The sequence below is a fragment of the Hominisplanchenecus faecis genome, assembly GCF_020687205.1.
GTDB classification, from domain to species: domain Bacteria; phylum Bacillota; class Clostridia; order Lachnospirales; family Lachnospiraceae; genus Hominisplanchenecus; species Hominisplanchenecus faecis.
Map to the genome: position 1 here is coordinate 1 of NZ_JAJEQE010000062.1, position 17855 is coordinate 17855.

The 17855-nt window shown below is 43.8% G+C and carries 18 protein-coding genes; 12 read left to right on the top strand and 6 right to left on the bottom strand.

The annotated features are described in order from the left end of the window. Both LKD42_RS13395 and rlmH read left to right on the top strand, forming a co-directional pair. Nucleotides 1–475 (top strand): RNA-guided endonuclease InsQ/TnpB family protein (locus tag LKD42_RS13395; protein WP_248836000.1); only part of this gene is annotated, 475 nt, incomplete at its 5' end. 173 nt (nt 476–648) lie between these two features. Beyond that, on the top strand, nt 649–1128 hold the full coding sequence (gene rlmH, locus LKD42_RS13400; RefSeq protein WP_022119280.1) for a 23S rRNA (pseudouridine(1915)-N(3))-methyltransferase RlmH: 480 nt from the start codon (nt 649–651) through the stop codon (nt 1126–1128). Here the strand turns inward: rlmH and LKD42_RS13405 are convergent, their stop codons facing one another. Next, complete coding sequence (locus tag LKD42_RS13405) at nt 1129–1311, bottom strand: hypothetical protein (RefSeq protein ID WP_331464908.1); 183 nt, start codon at nt 1309–1311, stop codon at nt 1129–1131. Between the two features lie 429 nt (nt 1312–1740). Here LKD42_RS13405 and LKD42_RS13410 point away from each other — a divergent pair, with 429 nt between their 5' ends. From LKD42_RS13410 to LKD42_RS13425, 4 genes are all read left to right on the top strand, one after another. Next, nucleotides 1741–3522: a fibronectin type III domain-containing protein gene (locus LKD42_RS13410; protein WP_248836001.1), complete on the top strand. Its 1782-nt coding sequence runs from the start codon at nt 1741–1743 to the stop codon at nt 3520–3522. A 148-nt stretch (nt 3523–3670) separates the two neighbouring features. Continuing rightward, a complete protein-coding gene (locus tag LKD42_RS13415; protein WP_022119283.1) occupies nt 3671–4033 on the top strand; it encodes an ArsR/SmtB family transcription factor in 363 nt (120 codons plus the stop codon). Between the two features lie 40 nt (nt 4034–4073). Next, complete coding sequence (locus tag LKD42_RS13420; RefSeq protein WP_022119284.1) at nt 4074–4295, top strand: cation transporter; 222 nt, start codon at nt 4074–4076, stop codon at nt 4293–4295. 139 nt (nt 4296–4434) lie between these two features. Next, nucleotides 4435–6300 (top strand): heavy metal translocating P-type ATPase, encoded by a 1866-nt coding sequence (locus LKD42_RS13425; protein WP_248836004.1) that lies wholly within the window; start codon nt 4435–4437, stop codon nt 6298–6300. A gap of 70 nt (nt 6301–6370) precedes the next feature. Here the strand turns inward: LKD42_RS13425 and LKD42_RS13430 are convergent, their stop codons facing one another. Continuing rightward, complete coding sequence (locus LKD42_RS13430) at nt 6371–6748, bottom strand: metal-dependent transcriptional regulator (protein WP_022119287.1); 378 nt, start codon at nt 6746–6748, stop codon at nt 6371–6373. Nucleotides 6749–7008: 260 nt separating this feature from the next. Here LKD42_RS13430 and LKD42_RS13435 point away from each other — a divergent pair, with 260 nt between their 5' ends. The 4 genes from LKD42_RS13435 (at nt 7009) to LKD42_RS13450 (ending at nt 10132) form a co-directional block, all read left to right on the top strand. Beyond that, nucleotides 7009–7857 (top strand): transporter substrate-binding domain-containing protein, encoded by an 849-nt coding sequence (locus LKD42_RS13435; protein ID WP_022119288.1) that lies wholly within the window; start codon nt 7009–7011, stop codon nt 7855–7857. 226 nt (nt 7858–8083) lie between these two features. Next, nucleotides 8084–8752 (top strand): amino acid ABC transporter permease, encoded by a 669-nt coding sequence (locus tag LKD42_RS13440; RefSeq protein ID WP_022119289.1) that lies wholly within the window; start codon nt 8084–8086, stop codon nt 8750–8752. Beyond that, nucleotides 8742–9482, top strand: a complete 741-nt coding sequence (locus LKD42_RS13445) for an amino acid ABC transporter ATP-binding protein (RefSeq protein WP_147631260.1) — start codon at nt 8742–8744, stop codon at nt 9480–9482. Before LKD42_RS13440 ends, LKD42_RS13445 begins: the two co-directional genes overlap by 11 nt. Before the next feature lie 65 nt (nt 9483–9547). Beyond that, nucleotides 9548–10132, top strand: a complete 585-nt coding sequence (locus LKD42_RS13450) for a cytidylate kinase-like family protein (protein ID WP_022119291.1) — start codon at nt 9548–9550, stop codon at nt 10130–10132. Between the two features lie 158 nt (nt 10133–10290). Here the strand turns inward: LKD42_RS13450 and LKD42_RS13455 are convergent, their stop codons facing one another. Both LKD42_RS13455 and LKD42_RS13460 read right to left on the bottom strand, forming a co-directional pair. Continuing rightward, nucleotides 10291–11166 (bottom strand): DegV family protein, encoded by an 876-nt coding sequence (locus LKD42_RS13455; protein ID WP_248836002.1) that lies wholly within the window; start codon nt 11164–11166, stop codon nt 10291–10293. A gap of 64 nt (nt 11167–11230) precedes the next feature. Beyond that, a complete protein-coding gene (locus LKD42_RS13460; protein ID WP_022119293.1) occupies nt 11231–12118 on the bottom strand; it encodes a DegV family protein in 888 nt (295 codons plus the stop codon). A 468-nt stretch (nt 12119–12586) separates the two neighbouring features. Between LKD42_RS13460 and thrS the strand changes: the two genes are divergently transcribed. Then, nucleotides 12587–14518: a threonine--tRNA ligase gene (gene thrS / locus LKD42_RS13465; protein ID WP_147631261.1), complete on the top strand. Its 1932-nt coding sequence runs from the start codon at nt 12587–12589 to the stop codon at nt 14516–14518. A gap of 270 nt (nt 14519–14788) precedes the next feature. On the opposite strand, the gene sigG is transcribed toward thrS, so the two are convergent. Beyond that, on the bottom strand, nt 14789–15565 hold the full coding sequence (gene sigG, locus LKD42_RS13470; protein WP_022119295.1) for an RNA polymerase sporulation sigma factor SigG: 777 nt from the start codon (nt 15563–15565) through the stop codon (nt 14789–14791). A gap of 245 nt (nt 15566–15810) precedes the next feature. Here sigG and LKD42_RS13475 point away from each other — a divergent pair, with 245 nt between their 5' ends. Continuing rightward, a complete protein-coding gene (locus LKD42_RS13475; RefSeq protein WP_248836003.1) occupies nt 15811–17241 on the top strand; it encodes an SH3 domain-containing protein in 1431 nt (476 codons plus the stop codon). A 61-nt stretch (nt 17242–17302) separates the two neighbouring features. Here the strand turns inward: LKD42_RS13475 and LKD42_RS13480 are convergent, their stop codons facing one another. Further along, nucleotides 17303–17560 (bottom strand): PRC-barrel domain-containing protein, encoded by a 258-nt coding sequence (locus tag LKD42_RS13480; RefSeq protein WP_022119297.1) that lies wholly within the window; start codon nt 17558–17560, stop codon nt 17303–17305. Nucleotides 17561–17855 lie beyond the last annotated feature (295 nt).

The window sequence follows — 17855 nt, forward strand, 5'->3', positions numbered from 1 at the left end:
AGTTTCTCGAAAGTATGAGAAAAATAAGAAAGGAGTAAGTTACTGTAAAACTAAAAATGTAATCAAAAACGAAAAACGTTTGCTTAAAGTGAATCATAGATTAACAAATATTCGTAAAAACTATTTAAATCAGACCACATCTGAAATCGTAAATCGAAAACCAAGATTTATTTGTATTGAAGATTTAAACGTTAGTGGAATGATGAAGAATAGACATTTATCCAAAGCGGTTCAGAAGCAGGGATTCTTTGAATTCAGAAAACAGCTTGAGTACAAATGTAATAACAATGGTATTCAGCTCATTGTAGCTGATAGATTTTATCCATCGTCAAAACTTTGCAGTTGTTGTGGAAATATAAAAAAGGATTTGAAATTATCTGACAGAATTTATAAATGTGAATGTGGAAATGTTATAAATAGAGATTTTCAAGCATCACTAAACCTAAAAGCTTATGGAGAAAAATTTGCAAGCTAACAATTAAACGTTAATGCAAATATGTACGGATACGTTAATTCGGAATTTACGCCTATGGAGAGTACAAGAACTTGTGAGTAGTATCTGTTTCGACAGTACAAAAGCATACTCATTGAAGTAGGAATGAAACATAAAGGTTTATAACTTTTTATAAGTTTTCAGTAACGGTATATATGAGAATAACACTGATCACAGTCGGAAAAATAAAAGAAAAATATTTTACAGATGCCATCGCAGAATACCAGAAACGTTTAAGCAGATACTGCAAACTGGAAATTCTGGAAGTGGCGGATGAAAAGACACCGGACGGTGCAAGTGCGGCCATCGAAGAACAGATCAAAGAAAAAGAAGCAGAGCGTGTCCGGAAAGTGTTAAAAGACAGTGCCTATACGATCGCTCTGGCGATCGACGGAAAGCAGATGACATCCGAAAATTTTGCCGAAAAGATCCAGGGTCTTGGTATCCGTGGGGAGAGCCATATCTGCTTTCTGATCGGCGGATCACTTGGCATGTCGGACAGTCTCCTTCGCCAGGCAGACGAACGCATCAGTTTTTCGAAAATGACATTTCCCCACCAACTGATGCGTGTGATCCTTCTGGAACAGATTTATCGCGGTTTCCGAATCATCCATCACGAACCATATCATAAATAATCAGTCTTTTTTAGCCTCTTCTAAGACAGAAGTGCAGTGAGGACAGCGTGTTGCCTCAATGTCGATCTCTGTTTTACAGAAGGGGCATTTTTTTGTGGTCGGAGCTTTTGGCTCTTCCGCTTTATGACTGATCGAAGTCAGCTTGTTGATCGCCTTTAACAGGCAGAACAGGACGAAAGCCATAAAGATGAAGTTTACAACAGTAGATTCCTCCCTCATACAGAATTGCAGAAGGTTCGTGATGAGGATTCCACGATTTCTCGTAACGGTTCCATATCTTCACAGTTACGATTTATCTGATTTATTTTATCATAATGGCAGGGGCATGGTCAAACTGACCAGAATCAGGTTTCAGATCTTATGTGTGGTTGTTGTCCTGGTACTATGATGGAATGTCTGTTATATGTCTTGAGCTATCTGAAAATAAGGAAAAATAGTATTGAATATTCTTGAAAAACAAAATATTAAAAATATTTATAATGACTATATAAAATAATTCTGATAAAAAATCGAATAATTATTGACTACACAGGCGTAGTATGATATCGTGAAATTACAAGCAACGTGACAGGCAGAATATGGAGATCTGCAAAAAACAAAGGAGGCATCGTGATGAAAAAATATTTATTGATTTTGTTGGGATTTTTAATGGCGATTTTATATCTCCATCCGGTATCAGCACTGGCCGAGGAGGCTCAGAAAATTACAGTTTCTTATCAGTATATTGATGAGGATACCGGAGAAATTTTTAAAGAAGAAAAACGCAACACGGATAAGCAGGCGGGAAAAGCATATGAAGCCACACCGAGATGGGAAGAAAAGTATGGTCTTGAAAAAAAGGAAGTGGTACAAGAACGAATAGACGGAGATTCTGGAACTGCATATATGTTTGATCTTGGACATTCAAAAAATGTGTTGAAGATAGAACATCTCTCTGAAAATTCGGAAGAAAATGTGATCCAGCTATATTACAAAGCATATCATCTGTCAGACAGTGATCATACCTGCGTGGATGTAACTATTATGGATGAGGACGCGGATGTTGTTATAAAGAAAGAGACATTTGAAGTGAAAAAATCAGATCGCTTTTATTATGATATTGATTTTATCATAAAAGATGAACAGGGTATTTCTTATCGTTATGACAGTCAGAGTACAGAAAACAGGGAGAGGGTTTTCAGTGCAAATGAAAATGCCATGCGAAATCAGGTAAAGCTGTACTATAAAAAAGGCTCTATAAAACCAGAGGAAGCAATTGTAGTAGTATATAAAGAGTTAGATCCATTTGATACAGAATACTGTAAAAAGCAATTTATAGAGGGGCTTACGGTTGGCGATGATTTCTACTTGGATGATATTCATGTAAGTGGACAGGATAATGATAATGATTTGAGCGAATTAAGGCGATTATATGAATGTTATTATAGTTATGATTGGAAACTGAATGAAAAAATATATATCGAAAAACTTTCATCGAATCTGAATGATAATATCTTAAAGACATACCATCATTTGTATAAATTGCGTCCTGGGGATTATGCAGAAGAAAGTACAAAGGTAGTATTGGAGTTTGTAGATGCGGATACTGGCAAAGCATTTAAAACAGATCAACGATTTACAAGTCCGGGGGCAAAAATTAACTACACAGCTGTACCGAATAAACTGACTGCCAGCAATGGAAATGTTTACTATTTTGATAAAGATTATGCAAATAATCATTTATCTATCACGGCCAAGAAAATCGAAAAAGGCAGTGATGTCTATAAAGCAGGCAATGTCATTCAAGCATACTACTTTACAAAGAAAAATCCGGGAGATTCTGCGGCGGTTCGTGTTTCTTATATGGATTCCGCTACTGGGAAACTGGTACGTCAGGAAGATAAAGATGGACTGATTGTTGGCGAGTCTTATTTGCATCAGCCGGAAGAAAGTTTTAAAATCGGTGATGTAACTTACACATACGATCAGGAAAATGCAAAAAACAAGCTGCAAATTGAAAATCTGAGCGGACATCCGGGCAAGGATGAGATTGTTATTTACTATAAGGCATCTGTGCCAGATTCGAATCAGAACTCAGACCATGATTCAAAGCCAAATCCGCCAAAAGTCAAAAAACTGGCAGCACCGAAAAAACTTCAGGCAGTGCGAACCGGTACAACCAAAGCGAAAATCATGTTCAAGAAAGTGAAAAAGGCAGATGGTTATCAGATCAGCTATGCGGACAATAAAAAATTCCGCGAGGCGAAGAAACGGAGCACCGGAAAAACAAACATTGTCCTCAAAAAACTGAAAAAGAACCGGAAATATTATGTGCGTGTGCGGGCATATCGGAAAGTAAATGGAGTGAAAAAATACGGAACATACAGTAAAGTGAAGGCAATCGCGAAACGATAATATTGACGAAATCCACCAGAACTCGGATTTGAGACTGGTGGATTTTTTGTTGCTTTTTTTAAAAAAATACTCTTGACAGATACCGTATGTGGGTGTACTATCAACATATGAACAATCGTTCAAATGTTTGCAGAAAGAGGGTGGAAACTTGGCAACGGAAGAACTGGAATGCTGTGAGGACTGCCAGATTCATCCGGATCGGCTGGATATTGTGAACAGCGGTATGCCGGAGGAAGAGGAATTATACGATCTTGCGGAATTATTTAAGGTATTTGGAGATTCGACGAGAATCCGTATTCTGTTTGTGCTGTTTGAAGCAGAAGTTTGTGTCTGTGATCTCGCAGAGACGCTTCATATGACACAGTCGGCGATCTCACATCAGCTTCGGATTTTAAAGCAATCCAAGTTGGTCAAAAGCAGAAGGGAAGGAAAGTCGGTTTTTTATTCTCTGGCAGACGGGCATGTGCGTACGATCATCGCACAGGGCCGCGAACATATTGAAGAAAAATAAAAGAACAGTTACGAAAAAATTATAAAAGGAGTGTTTTATCATGAAGAAAAAATTTAAATTACAGGATCTGGATTGTGCAAACTGTGCAGCAAAAATGGAAGATGCGATCAAAAAAATCCCGGGAGTCAACGATGCAAATGTCAGCTTTATGATGCAGAAAATGACCGTTGATGCAGAAGATGACAAATTCGATGCAATCATGGAAGAAGTCGTACGTGTATGTGCAAAGGTAGAGCCGGACTGCAAGATCCTGATGAAATAGCATTGTGAGAGTTACTTTGCAACGGAGCAATTCGCAGGCATCAATTTTGATCCCAATATGAAAATAAGGTGAAAGAAAAGGGGGCAGCAGGGTGGATAGCGATATCCGACTGCTGCTTTCAAAAACGGAGGATTTTGGTATGACGGAAAAACAGAAAAAAATGCTGGGCCGCATTATTGCTGCATTTGTCCTGTTTGTTGCCCTGCTGATCGCAGAGCACACAGGAATGTTGGAGAACGTGAATGTGTGGATTCAGTTTGTGGTTTATCTGGTACCGTATCTGATCATCGGGTATGATATCGTGTACAAAGCAGTTCGAAATATCAGCCACGGACAGGTTTTCGATGAAAACTTTCTGATGATGGTTGCAACCGTCGGAGCCTTTGGCGTACAGGAGTTTTCAGAAGCAGTAGCCGTTATGTTGTTCTATCAGGTCGGTGAACTGTTCCAGAGCTATGCGGTCGGCAAATCCAGACAGTCCATCTCCGCGATGATGGATATCTGTCCGGAATATGCCAACATCGAGCAGAACGGCGTGCTGACACAGGTCGATCCGGATGACGTGGAGGTTGGCGATATCATCGTAATCAAACCGGGCGAGCGTATCCCTCTGGACGGCGTGGTGATCGAAGGAGAATCGCTTGTTGATACCGCAGCATTGACCGGCGAGTCGGTTCCGAGAAGTGCAAAGGCCGGTGATGAGATCATCAGCGGATGTGTGAACGGAAGCGGTACACTGAAAGTAAAAGTTACGAAAGAATTTGATGATTCTACGGTTGCGAAGATCCTGGAGCTGGTAGAGAATGCAAGCAGCAAGAAAGCAAAAGTAGAGAACTTTATTACAAAATTTGCAAAATATTATACTCCGGTTGTCACGATCGGAGCTGTGGTTCTGGCACTGGTTCCTCCACTGGTTCTTGGGGGCGGATTTGCAGAATGGATCCAGAGAGCCTGCATTTTCCTGGTTATCTCCTGCCCATGTGCACTGGTTATCTCGGTTCCGATGGGATTCTTCGGCGGAATCGGAGCAGCATCCAATGTTGGTGTGCTGGTAAAAGGAAGCAACTATCTGGAAGCCGTTGCTGAGATGACAACGATCGTATTTGATAAGACCGGAACACTTACAAAAGGCGAATTTAAGGTTGCACAGATCCAGCCGCAGGGCATGACAGAGACAGAACTTCTGGAGATTGCGGCTTTGGGAGAAGGTTACTCTACGCATCCGATCGCAAATTCGATCCGGGAATCTTACGGCAAAACTCCGGATATGAAGCGTACAGAAAATGCAAATGAGATCGCCGGACATGGTATTTCCATCACGGTTGACAACAAAGCAGTGCTGATCGGAAATGAAAAACTGATGAAAAAGGAAGGTATCGCTTACACCCCTTGCCAGAGCGGTGGAACCGTTGTCTATGTGGCATGTGACGGAAAATTTGCCGGAACTCTGGTGATTTCTGATACAGTAAAAGACGGTGCAAAAGAAGCCATAAGTGCTATGAAACAGGTTGGTGTCAAAAAATGCGTCATGCTGACCGGTGACCGCAAAGAGGCGGCTATGGAAGTGGCAAAAGAGCTTGGTATTGATGAAGTACATGCAGAACTGCTGCCGGCAGATAAGGTGGCACAGGTAGAACGCCTCCTGAGGGAAAAACCGAAGAAAGAAAAACTGGCATTTGTCGGAGACGGCATCAATGATGCTCCGGTACTGACAAGAGCGGATATCGGCATTGCCATGGGAAGCATGGGATCGGATGCAGCAATCGAGGCAGCCGATGTTGTGCTGATGGATGATGATGTCCGCAAGATCGCATCGATCGTAAGGATTTCCAGAAAAACACTGTCGATCGTAAAACAGAACATCGTTTTTGCACTCGGCGTAAAAGCAATCGTATTGCTGCTCGGAGCTTTTGGCGCAGCCAATATGTGGGAAGCTGTTTTCGCAGATGTCGGAGTTTCTGTCATTGCGATCCTGAACTCCATGCGTGCACTGAAAGAGAAGTAAGAAAAGGCAGACAGAAGAGAACGGTATAAAAAGAAAGAGACAAATCCAAAATCGGGTTTGTCTCATTTCTTCACTGTTCTTTTTGCATTTTTTTTATGTGGTTTTTCAAAGCGTCAAAGCTCTCTTTGCTGATTACGTGCTCGATGCGGCAGGCATCTTCCACGGCAGTTTTTTCGGAAACTCCCAGTTTCATCAGACAAGAGGAGATGAGCTGATGGCGTTCGTAGATCATTTCGGCGATTGCTCTGCCGGAATCGGTCAGATAAATAAATCCGGCCTTTGTCACTGTGATATGATTTTTCTCACGGAGATTTTTCATAGCGACGCTGACACTTGATTTTTTAAATCCAAGCTCATTGGCAACATCCACGGAACGGACCACCGGAAGCTGCTTGCTGAGCACTAATATGGTTTCCAGGTAATTTTCTGCTGATTCATTTACTATCATAAGTTGCTCCACCTCACGTTCTTTCCTATCGCAATAAGAAAAGTAAGTTTAGTATAGCATAGAAACGGAGCCTGGTCAAAGATATTTTTGTGAGAAATTGACAAAACTGTAACAAAGTTTATACTTTTTTCTTGACAGCTGCAAACATTTTTTATATGATATGCAATGTGGCGGAAGGCAAGGGGGCTTTGGGATACAGGCAATCGGCTTTTCGCTTCTTGCTATTCTAAAAACATTTTGATCATATGGAGGAACTAGAAATGAAAAAAGCAATGGCATTCTTACTTTGTACTGTAATGACAGCAGGTATGCTGGCAGGATGTGGCTCAAAAACAGCAGAGACAACTGCTTCTACAGAGACAGCAGCTTCTACAGAGACAGCAGCTTCCACAGAAGGCAGCGGTTCAGAAGCAGCAGAAAAGACTTCTGACAAAAAATGGGTTGTTGCAACCGACACGGTTTTCAAACCATTTGAGTATACCAATGATCAGAACGAATTCGTGGGAATCGACGTAGACCTTCTGGCAGCGATCGCAGAAGATCAGGGATTTGAGTATGAACTGCAGAGCCTTGGATGGGATGCAGGTGTTGCAGCTGTTCAGGCAGGACAGGCAGATGCTCTGATCGCAGGAGCAACGATCAAACAGGAACGTATCGATTCCGGATGGATCTTTTCTGATGGATATTATAACGCAACACAGACTTTCGTAGTATCTGAAGACAGCGACATCGCAAGCTACGAAGATCTGAAAGGCAAAAATGTGGCAGTAAAGAACGGTACTGCAGGTGCTGACTTTGCAAACAGCCTGAAAGATGAGTATGGATTTACTGTTACGGTATTTGAAGATTCACCGACGATGTATCAGGATGTTATCCTTGGCAACAGTGCAGCATGCGTAGAAGACACACCGATCATGGCAGCTTCTATCAAAGAAGGTAATCTGGCACTGAAGATTCCGGAAGGTATGGAGAGCGACGGTGCACCTTACGGACTGGCAATCATGGACGAGAAAAACCAGGAACTGCTGGATATGTTCAACAAAGGACTGGAAGACATCAAAGCAAACGGTACTTACGATGAGATCATCGCAAAATATCTGGGCGAATAATCAGAAGAATAAAAAGGGCAACTCTTAGAGGATACCCTATGCATGGAAGCACGGGACCGGTTTTGGATTCCGTGCTTCTTACGCTATCACAAAATACCTTTTGACCAGGCAATAGATGTTATGATACAATAAATAACAGCAGAATCAAAAGCCGGAAAATGCACAGCAGTGTTTTAAGGTATTTTGAATCTCAATCTTATAAAAATACAAAGGAAGGAGAAAGAACATGATTGCAATTTTACAGTCTTACAGTTCCATGCTTCTTGGAGCACTCGGAAAGACTTTGCTTCTTACACTGCTGTCATTGCTTTTTGCCATGATCATCGGTATGATCTTTGCATTGATGAATGTAGGAAGAAACCGTGTACTGAACTGTATCGGTACCATTTATGTTGATGCGGTGCGAGGTGTTCCGCTGATTGTTCTGGCATATTTTATTTACTTCGGTGTGCCGTCCGGCATGAAAATGATGGGGGCGACCGATTTCAGGCTCAGTGCACTTCAGGCAGGTACGATCGCTCTTGCGATGAACTGCGGTGCCTATATGGCGGAGATCATCCGTGCAGGTATTCAGAGTGTGGACAAAGGACAGATGGAGGCGAGTCGAAGCCTCGGACTTTCCTATGCAAAAAGTATGCGGCTGGTTATCCTGCCACAGGCGATCCGTACGATGGTTCCGTCCATCATCAACCAGTTCATCATCACACTGAAAGATACCTCGATCCTGTCCGTTATCGGATTCCCGGAACTTACCAACATGGGTAAGACGATCGCCGGAAATACGTTCAAGAGTCTTCAGACCTGGGCGATTGTCGGTATCATGTACATGATCGTTATCGTAGCTTTGAGTAAGCTTGCGAAGAGAATCGAGAGGAGGATCGACCGTGGCAGATAAGACAGTAAAAGTACATGTTTCCAATTTAAAGAAAAGCTTTGGAAAACTGGAAGTATTGAAAGATATCAGCATGGATATCCATGAAGGTGAAGTGGTCGTACTGCTCGGACCTTCCGGAAGCGGTAAATCTACCTTTCTTCGATGCCTGAATCAGCTGGAAATTGCGACCGAAGGCGAGATCATTGTGGATGGAAACAATATCACAGACAAGCACACCGACATCAACAAAGTGCGTGAGAACATCGGGATGGTATTCCAGCATTTTAACCTGTTCCCGCACAAGACCGTTCTGGAAAATATCATGCTGGCTCCGGTAGAACTGAAAAAAATGACAAAAGAGCAGGCAAAGGAAAAAGGACTTCAGCTGTTAAAGCGTGTTGGCATGTTTGACAAGGCAGATGTTTATCCGAATATGCTCTCCGGCGGACAGAAACAGCGTGTTGCGATCGCAAGAGCACTGGCGATGAGCCCGGATATCATGCTGTTTGACGAGCCGACCTCTGCACTGGACCCGGAGATGGTAGGAGAAGTTCTGAATGTTATGAAAGAACTGGCAGCCGATGGCATGACTATGGTCATCGTCACACACGAGATCGGTTTTGCAAGAGAAGTGGCAGACCGTGTTGTGTTCATGGACGGAGGCTACATCGTAGAACAGGGCACGCCGGAGGAAGTAATCCGCAATCCAAAAGAAGCACGTACCATTGATTTCCTGAATAAAGTTCTGTAAGTAGCATTCTTGAATGTTTATGCATAAAAATGCAGATAATATAATGATCTGGAAGGAGGAACAATATGAAAAAAATTATTACGATCAGCCGCGAATTTGGTGCCGGCGGCGGCGAAATCGGTCGAAAAGTGGCAGAGCGTCTTGGATATCATTATTATGATAAAGAGCTGATCCTGAGAAGTGCCGACACATCCAAGGTAGATGTGGAGAGTATGCGTCGCTGGGACGAGAAAGTTCCGGCCAATTTCGGATTTGCCCAGAGCCTGTTTAACTTTTACAACAAGCCGCTTAACGAGACCCTGTTTGAAGCACAGACAAAGGTGATCCGCGAAATCGGCGAGAAAGGCAACTGTGTGATTGTCGGCAGAAATGCCAATACAATCCTTAAAGAATTTGACGGCGGTCTGCATATTTTTGTCCATGCATCACCATACTGGCGTATGATGCGTATGAAAGACAAAATGCCGGATGCAACGGAGGCAAAGATCAGCGATGAGATCCGTTCCATTGACAAGACGCGGAAGAAGTATTGTTCTTACTATACCAATACCGAATTTGGTGTGGCAGATTATTATGATCTCTGCCTGAGCACTTCAACACTTGGCATTGATACCTGCGTCGATTTGATCTGCGACCTTGCACAAAAGTAAAGGATATCATCACAAGAAAGAGTATCTTCTGAAAAGGCAGCAAACAGCAGAATGGTACATAAAAAGAGCATTTTCATCGAATCCACAAAGGGTGGTTTTCGTTGGAAATGCTCTTTTTTATGATCCTGAAAAATCAAGAATTTGATATCAGATCAAGTTTACAGATCATATTCTCCGATCACGCTGATACCGACACCGTAACCACCAGGTCCGATGTGGCAGGAAATGCTGAAAGAAAGCGAATCATAGTAGACATCCATTTCAGGGAAGGACGCAGAAAGCATATCTGTCCATTCTTTTTCCTGCTCTGCACTAAGACCGGCACCTGCAGCACCGAGACGCAGACGTTCTTTCGGGATACCCTGGAAACGGGTTTCAAAATCATTTTTCAGAGCCTCGATCATGCGAAGTTTGGCCTTTTTCATGCCACGCACTTTTGCAAATGCATCCAGACGTTCGCCCTGGATCGTCAGAACCGGTTTGATGTTGAGGACAGAACCAAGGGCAGCACCGGCAGCAGTCACCCGGCCGCCTCTTTTGAGAAATTCCAGTGTATCGACGGCAATGTAAATGCTGGAGTTGAAAGCATTTGTTTCCAGAAGTTCCTTGATCTTTGCAGCCGAAGCTCCAAGATCTGCGTAATGTTTGGCTTCCATTACGGAAATCCGCATGGTAACAGAGATGCGGTGGTTATTGGCTACCTGAACTTTGCCGTCATAATCCAGAGCAAGTCCCATAGCAGCTTCGCAGGAAGCACTCAGCCCACTGGACATGGGAATATAGATAATTTCATCGTAACCGGAGTTTAAGATCTCATCCCACATATCCATGACATCGCCGGGGGATGGCTGTGAAGTAGATACGTTCTGATTGCCGGTCAGTGCAGCAAAAAAAGAATCGTGGGTAAGGTCAAGCCCTTCGTAGTGTGTTTCTCCGTCGATGATCACCGGCATCTGCATCAGAAAAATGCCAAGGACATCGGCCTCCTGTTTTGTGATACCACTGTTGGTGTCCGTCATAACGGCTGTTTTCATAGGTATGATCCTCCTTGTTTTTATCTATTAGGGTGCCGGAACGATTCCGGCTTATATCGGCTGCTCAATGTGTCCGCGTGCTGCCCCAGAAAAACAGAGCTACTGTTCCAGGACCGGTGTGACTTCCAATCGCAGTGCCGATAGAATGAATTTCTACTTTTCCATTTAAATTTGGAAAACGTGCCTCCACGAGATCTGCAACAGCTCTGGCATTGTCCATACAGGCAGACTGCGAAATATAACATTTTCCATTGTATTCCAAACCATTATCCGCAAATTCTTCCATTTTGTCAACAATCGCACGGATAACTTTCTTTTTTGTGCGGATCTTCTGGCGTGGAATCAGCTTCCCTTCGTCATTCATGTTCAAAAGTGGGCAGATGCCGAGCAGACCACCGATGGTACCGGCTGTCTTGGAAATACGTCCACCTTTGATGTAAAAGGTAAGATCCGTAGAAAAAAACCAGTGATGCAGATTCAGGCGATGCTGCATTGCCCAGTCGTACAACTGTTCAAGTGTGTACCCGTTATCGCGAAGATCTGCGAGACGATTCATAAACAGACCATATCCGGAAGAAGCTCCGAGAGAATCTACAATATAAATCTTACGCTCCGGGTAGCGTTCTTCCAATGTCTCCTTTGCAATCATGGCGGAATTGATAACGCCGGAAATGCCGGATGAGAGCGTTACATGCAAAATATCTTTGCCCTCTTTCAGAAAAGACTCAAAATAATGTTCAAATTCATCGGCATTTACCTGCGAAGTCTTTGCGGAAGCACCGTTTTGCAGGGCAAGATAGAACTGATCAAACGGTACGGATTTTCCAAGATCATCTTCATATTCTTTGCCGTTCAGTTCGTAATGAAAACATATATAAGAAATATTACGGCTGTTAAAATGTTCTTCTGTAAGATCTGCTGTAGAGCAGCAACTGAGAATAAAATCATTCATATGCATGAACCTCTCTGTTTTGTGGAATTTCATTTGCTGTTTATTGTAACACTTTTCAGTTAGGGATTCAATCTCAGAAATATTGAAAATATGGAACCTGAAAAACAGATGACTTGAAAATAGTTTTAAGACAGCTTGACAAATGTCGGTAAGGTTGGTAAGATACCGATAGAATATCAGAACACGTCGAAGAGACGAGTAGGATGCGGAAAGCTTCAGAGAGAAGTGCGTATGGTGTGAACACTTCAGCGGGAAACATCTGAAAACTACCTCTGAGTGGCCCCAATTCGGTCCGGTGACTCCGTTATCGTCAAATAAGTGGTTTTACAGTCTGCCTGAAGCATTTTACGGCAAAGAGACAGACGAGACAAACAGGGTGGAACCGCGGGTAAGAAAACTCGCCCCTTGCATTGCAGATGTGCATTGCAGGGGGCTTTCGTTTTGAGTAAAAGAAAGGAAGATAAAACGATGATTATTACATTAAAAGACGGATCAACAAAAGAATATGATCAGGCAATGAGTGTACTGGATATCGCAAAAGATATCAGCGAAGGTCTGGCAAGAGTGGCATGTGCCGGTGAAGTAGACGGAGAATTAGTCGATCTGCGTACCGTTGTAGACAAAGACTGCAATTTAAACATTCTGACTTTTGAAAGCGAAGGCGGTGCATGGGCATTCCATCACACCACTTCTCACATCATGGCACAGGCGATCAAGAGACTGTACCCGGGTGTAAAGCTTGCAATCGGACCTTCCGTGGCAGACGGATTCTACTATGATGTGGACAGTGAAACACCGCTGACAGCAGAAGATCTGGTGAAGATCGAAGCAGAAATGAAAAAGATTGTAAAAGAAGCTCTGCCGATCACACGTTTCACAAAGTCCAGAGAAGAAGCAATCGCATATTTCAAAGAAAAAGAAGAACCATATAAAGTAGAACTGATCGAAGACCTTCCGGAAGATGCCGAAATCAGCTTCTATCAGCAGGGTGAGTTCGTAGACCTCTGTGCAGGACCTCATCTGATGAGCACCAAACCGATAAAAGCATTTAAACTGACCAGTCTTGCAGGTGCATACTGGAGAGGCAGTGAGAAAAACAAGATGCTGACCAGAATTTACGGTACTTCTTTCACAAAGAAAGCAGATCTGGAAGAATATCTGAACCGTATGGAAGAAGCAAAGAAACGTGACCACAGAAAACTGGGCAAAGAGCTTGGACTGTTTATGATGCGTGAAGAAGGTCCTGGATTCCCATTCTTCCTGCCAAAAGGAATGGTTCTGAAAAATACACTGCTGGATTACTGGAGAGAGATCCACAGAAAGAACGGTTATGTGGAAATTTCCACTCCGATCATGCTTAGCCGCCATCTGTGGGAGACATCCGGTCACTGGGATCATTATAAGGAAAATATGTACACAACCGTTATCGATGACACGGATTTCGCGATCAAACCGATGAACTGCCCTGGCGGAATCCTGGTATACCAGTCAGAACCGCGTTCTTACCGTGATCTGCCGCTGCGTATGGGAGAGCTTGGACTGGTTCACCGTCATGAGAAATCCGGTCAGCTGCACGGACTGATGCGTGTACGCTGCTTCACACAGGACGATGCTCATATCTTTATGATGCCGGAGCAGATCCGTGACGAGATCAAAGGTGTAGCAAGACTGATCGATGAAGTATATCAGCTGTTTGGATTTAAATATCATGTAGAACTGTCCACCCGTCCGGAAGATTCCATGGGAAGTGACGAAGACTGGGAGATGGCTACGGAAGCACTGAGAGGTGCACTGGATGATCTGGGACTGCCGTATGTAGTAAATGAAGGAGACGGAGCATTCTACGGACCGAAGATCGACTTCCATCTGGAAGACTCCATCGGAAGAACCTGGCAGTGCGGTACGATCCAGCTTGACTTCCAGCTGCCGCTGCGATTCAACTGCGAATACATTGGTGCAGACGGCGAGAAACATCGTCCGATCATGATCCATCGTGTAGCATTCGGTTCCATCGAACGTTTTATCGGAATCCTGATTGAGCATTTTGCAGGTGCATTCCCGACCTGGTTATCCCCGGTACAAGTAAAAGTACTGCCGATCTCCGATAAATACATGGAATACGGTGAGAAAGTAAAAGCAGCACTGGAAGCAGCAAATATCCGTACTGAGATCGACACCAGAGCAGAAAAGATCGGATATAAGATCCGTGAAGCAAGACTTCAGAAGATTCCTTATATGCTGGTAGTAGGGGCAAAAGAGGAAGAAGAAAATACCGTTTCTGTCAGAAGCCGTTTCGCAGGAGATGAAGGTGCAAAGAGCCTGGATGACTTTATCGCAGCGATCACAGAAGAGATCAAAAACCGCGAAAACCGTAAAGTAGAGGTTGAAGAGCAGAAATAAAGAAATTGATTATACGTAAACAGGACGCCGTACGCTGCAAAAAGATCATCTGACGGAAGCCTTGCTGCCGTCAGATCGATCAGTTTTGCAGTGATACGGCTATTCTGTTTAGCGTTCAGTTTCTTTCGTTGCCATCAGATTTTCGCTTCGGAGACATCTGGCAAGCCAAGAACTTTTGATAATATGCAAAATGAACAATTCCAGGGAAGGCACTTTTACGTGCCCTTCGGGGAATTCGTTCATTTGCACATTCAAAAATTCTTCGATTTCCTATCGTAAATAATTCCGCATCGCCTTCAACGCCCCTTTCTCCAGGCGGCTGACCTGTGCCTGGGAGATGCCGACTTCATTTGCCACTTCCATCTGGGTTTTGCCTTCATAGAAGCGAAGCTTAATGATATGGCGTTCCCGCTCACCAAGCCGTTCTACGGCTTCCCTAAGAGAGATTGATTCAACCCAGTTTTCTTCTTTATTCTTTTTATCACTGATCTGATCCATCACGTAGAGAGAATCTCCGCCTTCGGTATAGACCGGGTCAAATAAGCTGACCGGCGTCTGGATGGCATCCATGGCGTAGACGATTTCTTCTTTTGCAATTCCGATTTCTGAGGCGATCTCGTTGATCGTCGGTTCTCGCAGATTCTTTTTCATATACCCCTCCCGGGCATAGATCGCTTTGTAGGCGGTATCCCGAAGCGAACGGCTGACACGCATGGCACTGTTGTCCCGCAGGTATCTTCGGATCTCCCCAACGATCATCGGTACCGCATAGGTGGAGAATTTTACCATGAGAGAAGGATCAAAATTATCTATGGATTTGATCAGACCGATACAGCCGATCTGAAATAAATCATCTGCATTTTCATTGCTTGCACCGAAACGTTTGATCACGCTGAGCACAAGACGCAGGTTTCCTTTGATAAAGGTTTCTCTTGCTGCCTGATCGCCCGCTTTGATTTTAATAAAAAGAGCATCTTTTTCTTCTTGCGTAAGCATAGGAAGCTTCGCTGTGTTCACACCACATATCTCAACTTTATTAAGTGCCATATTCGAAATCCTCCTGATTTATATTCCTGATAAAAGAATTCTCCGTTTCGAATAGAAATATGCGATTTCGCAGAAAATATAAAAAATATCAGACCTTGACATGATAATCGCTGAAGGAAGAATATCGCTGCAATCCACCGGAGATAGCAGCAGATGGAAAGCAGAATCTCGCTGCAGCACCCAGATTTGCAATTTGCAGGTAAAAGTGCTATAATGAAAAAACTATGGGGAGAAAAGGAGTACCGATGTTAAATAACAGAAAGAGCATGCTTGCATTGCTTCTCGGGATGTCCCTTGCAGTGACATTTCCGGTCGGCGTAGATGCCTCGGATAAGGGAGCGGACACCGCACAGGAGACGATGCAGGATTCTGAAAATACAACAGATTCTGTACAAGATACAGAGAACACGGAGAGCACGGAGAGTGAACCGCCGCAGCCGGAGACCAGAGCTACGGAAGCCGAGAGTGAGACGACGGCAGATACAAAGGCGGAAGAGACACAGGAGTCCGAAGAGATACAGACCGAAACGCAGCAGTCTGAGCCAGATGAGACAGATCCGGAGGATACAAAAGAGAAAGATCAGGACCTGGATGAAAAGGCAGCACAGCGTGAAAAGGAGAAAGAAAAGGCGAAAGACAAAAAGGATTCTTCCAAGAGTGAGAAGGATGCCATGTCGGAGCAGAAGTTCGATGAACGTTTTGAAAAGCTGGTGATCGATCCGGAAGAACTGGAAAAGTCGTTCCGTTTTGAGACAGTAGCAAAGGAATACGCTCTCGCAAAAGCGGATCTTAAGATCTATACAGCGAAAAACAGCCATGCAGACGTTGCCGGAACCCTTGCAAAGGGCGGACTCTGTTACATACTCTGGAAAGGAAAAAACTGGTCTTATGTTGAGTCCGGGAATGTTCGTGGTTATGTAAAAAATAAAAACGTTCTGACCGGTGAGGTCGTAAGAGTCAAAGTGGCACTCAAAAAAGAAGGTTTTATGACACTTGCGAAAGCAAAAATCGATCCGAAGGAGAATCCGGCTTATGCCAGCGTGAAAAAGACCATTCAGGAGACTGTTGTAAAACGTGTCAATGCGGTCGCAAAGGAGAATGAGCTGAATGTGCGGGAAGAGAAGTCAACCGACGCACGCGTGGTTGGTGTGATCCCGCAGGGCGGACTTTGTTATATTCTTGCAGATCAGGGTCAGGAATGGTGCTATGTGGAGTCTGGTGATGTGCGTGGATTTGTAAAAAGCGAGCTGCTTCTGACCGGTAAAGAGGCAGATGCCATCGTAAAGGCGACAAAACGCAAAAATATGACTCTGGCAACGGAAGAGATCAGACCGGAGGAGAACAGAGCCCTTTATTATACGTTCACTTCCACACAGAAAGCACATTCGGAAAAGGTAAAGTATCTGGGTAAATTTAAGCTGACAGCATACTGTGCATGCCAGATCTGTTGCGGTGAGTTTGCGAATGGCATCACAGCAAGCGGTACCGTTCCGGTTCAGGGACAGACGGTTGCCATGTACGGTGTTCCGTTTGGGACAAAGTTGATCGTAGATGATGTGGTTTATACGGTAGAAGACCGCGGCACACCGTATGGGCATATTGATATTTATATGGTAGATCACGAGGCGGCAGCGGCTTTTGGTACAAGAGAAGCAGATGTGTACCTTGGCAAATAATCAGGTTGCAGGTTGCTGTATCTTAAAGCAAAGCGGAAGAGGACAGATGTGCAGGAGGAAATCATTCGCATTTCTTCCTGCATTTTTCTTCTTCAATCTCGACCAGGATGATATCGGCACCGATCTGGCAGATACATTCCCAGGGAATGATGTATTCGGTATCGCGGCCGAGAAAACAGCAGATCTTTGCCGGACCGGGAACAATGATTGCTTTCACAAATCCGGTACAGATATCGATATCCACATCGCATACACAGCCAAGAGAACGGCAGGTACAGGTGTTGATCACTTCTTTCTGCCGCAGTTCACAGATTCGCATAAAATCCCCACACCTTCCTTTGAAATAGAACGAACCGATCGATGTGCACAAGATAGCAGATGCTTTCGAAAAGTGTTTTTTCTATAGTTTATGCGATCCGGGCAGAAGAGGTTCCGCTTTTTGCGGGTATGCACAGTTTGGAAAGATGTATTGACAGTAAAAACAGGATTCGTTATACTTCACATTAGATGATTTATCTTAGTCGGAGAAGACTCCCTCTTCTATAAGTGGCGAGCAACAAATTTGTCTTAGTGGGAGTGCAATCTCCGACTAAGATAAACGCTCCGCGAGAATG

Excerpts from the sequence above, each read along its gene's own strand:
- rlmH (WP_022119280.1), top strand. The coding sequence starts at position 649 with ATGAGAATAACACTGATCACAGTCGGAAAAATAAAAGAAAAATATTTT.
- LKD42_RS13405 (WP_331464908.1), bottom strand. The coding sequence starts at position 1,311 with ATGGCTTTCGTCCTGTTCTGCCTGTTAAAGGCGATCAACAAGCTGACT.
- LKD42_RS13410 (WP_248836001.1), top strand. The coding sequence starts at position 1,741 with ATGAAAAAATATTTATTGATTTTGTTGGGATTTTTAATGGCGATTTTA.
- LKD42_RS13420 (WP_022119284.1), top strand. The coding sequence starts at position 4,074 with ATGAAGAAAAAATTTAAATTACAGGATCTGGATTGTGCAAACTGTGCA.
- LKD42_RS13425 (WP_248836004.1), top strand. The coding sequence starts at position 4,435 with ATGACGGAAAAACAGAAAAAAATGCTGGGCCGCATTATTGCTGCATTT.
- LKD42_RS13430 (WP_022119287.1), bottom strand. The coding sequence starts at position 6,748 with ATGATAGTAAATGAATCAGCAGAAAATTACCTGGAAACCATATTAGTG.
- LKD42_RS13435 (WP_022119288.1), top strand. The coding sequence starts at position 7,009 with ATGAAAAAAGCAATGGCATTCTTACTTTGTACTGTAATGACAGCAGGT.
- LKD42_RS13440 (WP_022119289.1), top strand. The coding sequence starts at position 8,084 with ATGATTGCAATTTTACAGTCTTACAGTTCCATGCTTCTTGGAGCACTC.
- LKD42_RS13450 (WP_022119291.1), top strand. The coding sequence starts at position 9,548 with ATGAAAAAAATTATTACGATCAGCCGCGAATTTGGTGCCGGCGGCGGC.
- LKD42_RS13455 (WP_248836002.1), bottom strand. The coding sequence starts at position 11,166 with ATGAAAACAGCCGTTATGACGGACACCAACAGTGGTATCACAAAACAG.
- LKD42_RS13460 (WP_022119293.1), bottom strand. The coding sequence starts at position 12,118 with ATGAATGATTTTATTCTCAGTTGCTGCTCTACAGCAGATCTTACAGAA.
- thrS (WP_147631261.1), top strand. The coding sequence starts at position 12,587 with ATGATTATTACATTAAAAGACGGATCAACAAAAGAATATGATCAGGCA.
- sigG (WP_022119295.1), bottom strand. The coding sequence starts at position 15,565 with ATGGCACTTAATAAAGTTGAGATATGTGGTGTGAACACAGCGAAGCTT.
- LKD42_RS13475 (WP_248836003.1), top strand. The coding sequence starts at position 15,811 with ATGTTAAATAACAGAAAGAGCATGCTTGCATTGCTTCTCGGGATGTCC.
- LKD42_RS13480 (WP_022119297.1), bottom strand. The coding sequence starts at position 17,560 with ATGCGAATCTGTGAACTGCGGCAGAAAGAAGTGATCAACACCTGTACC.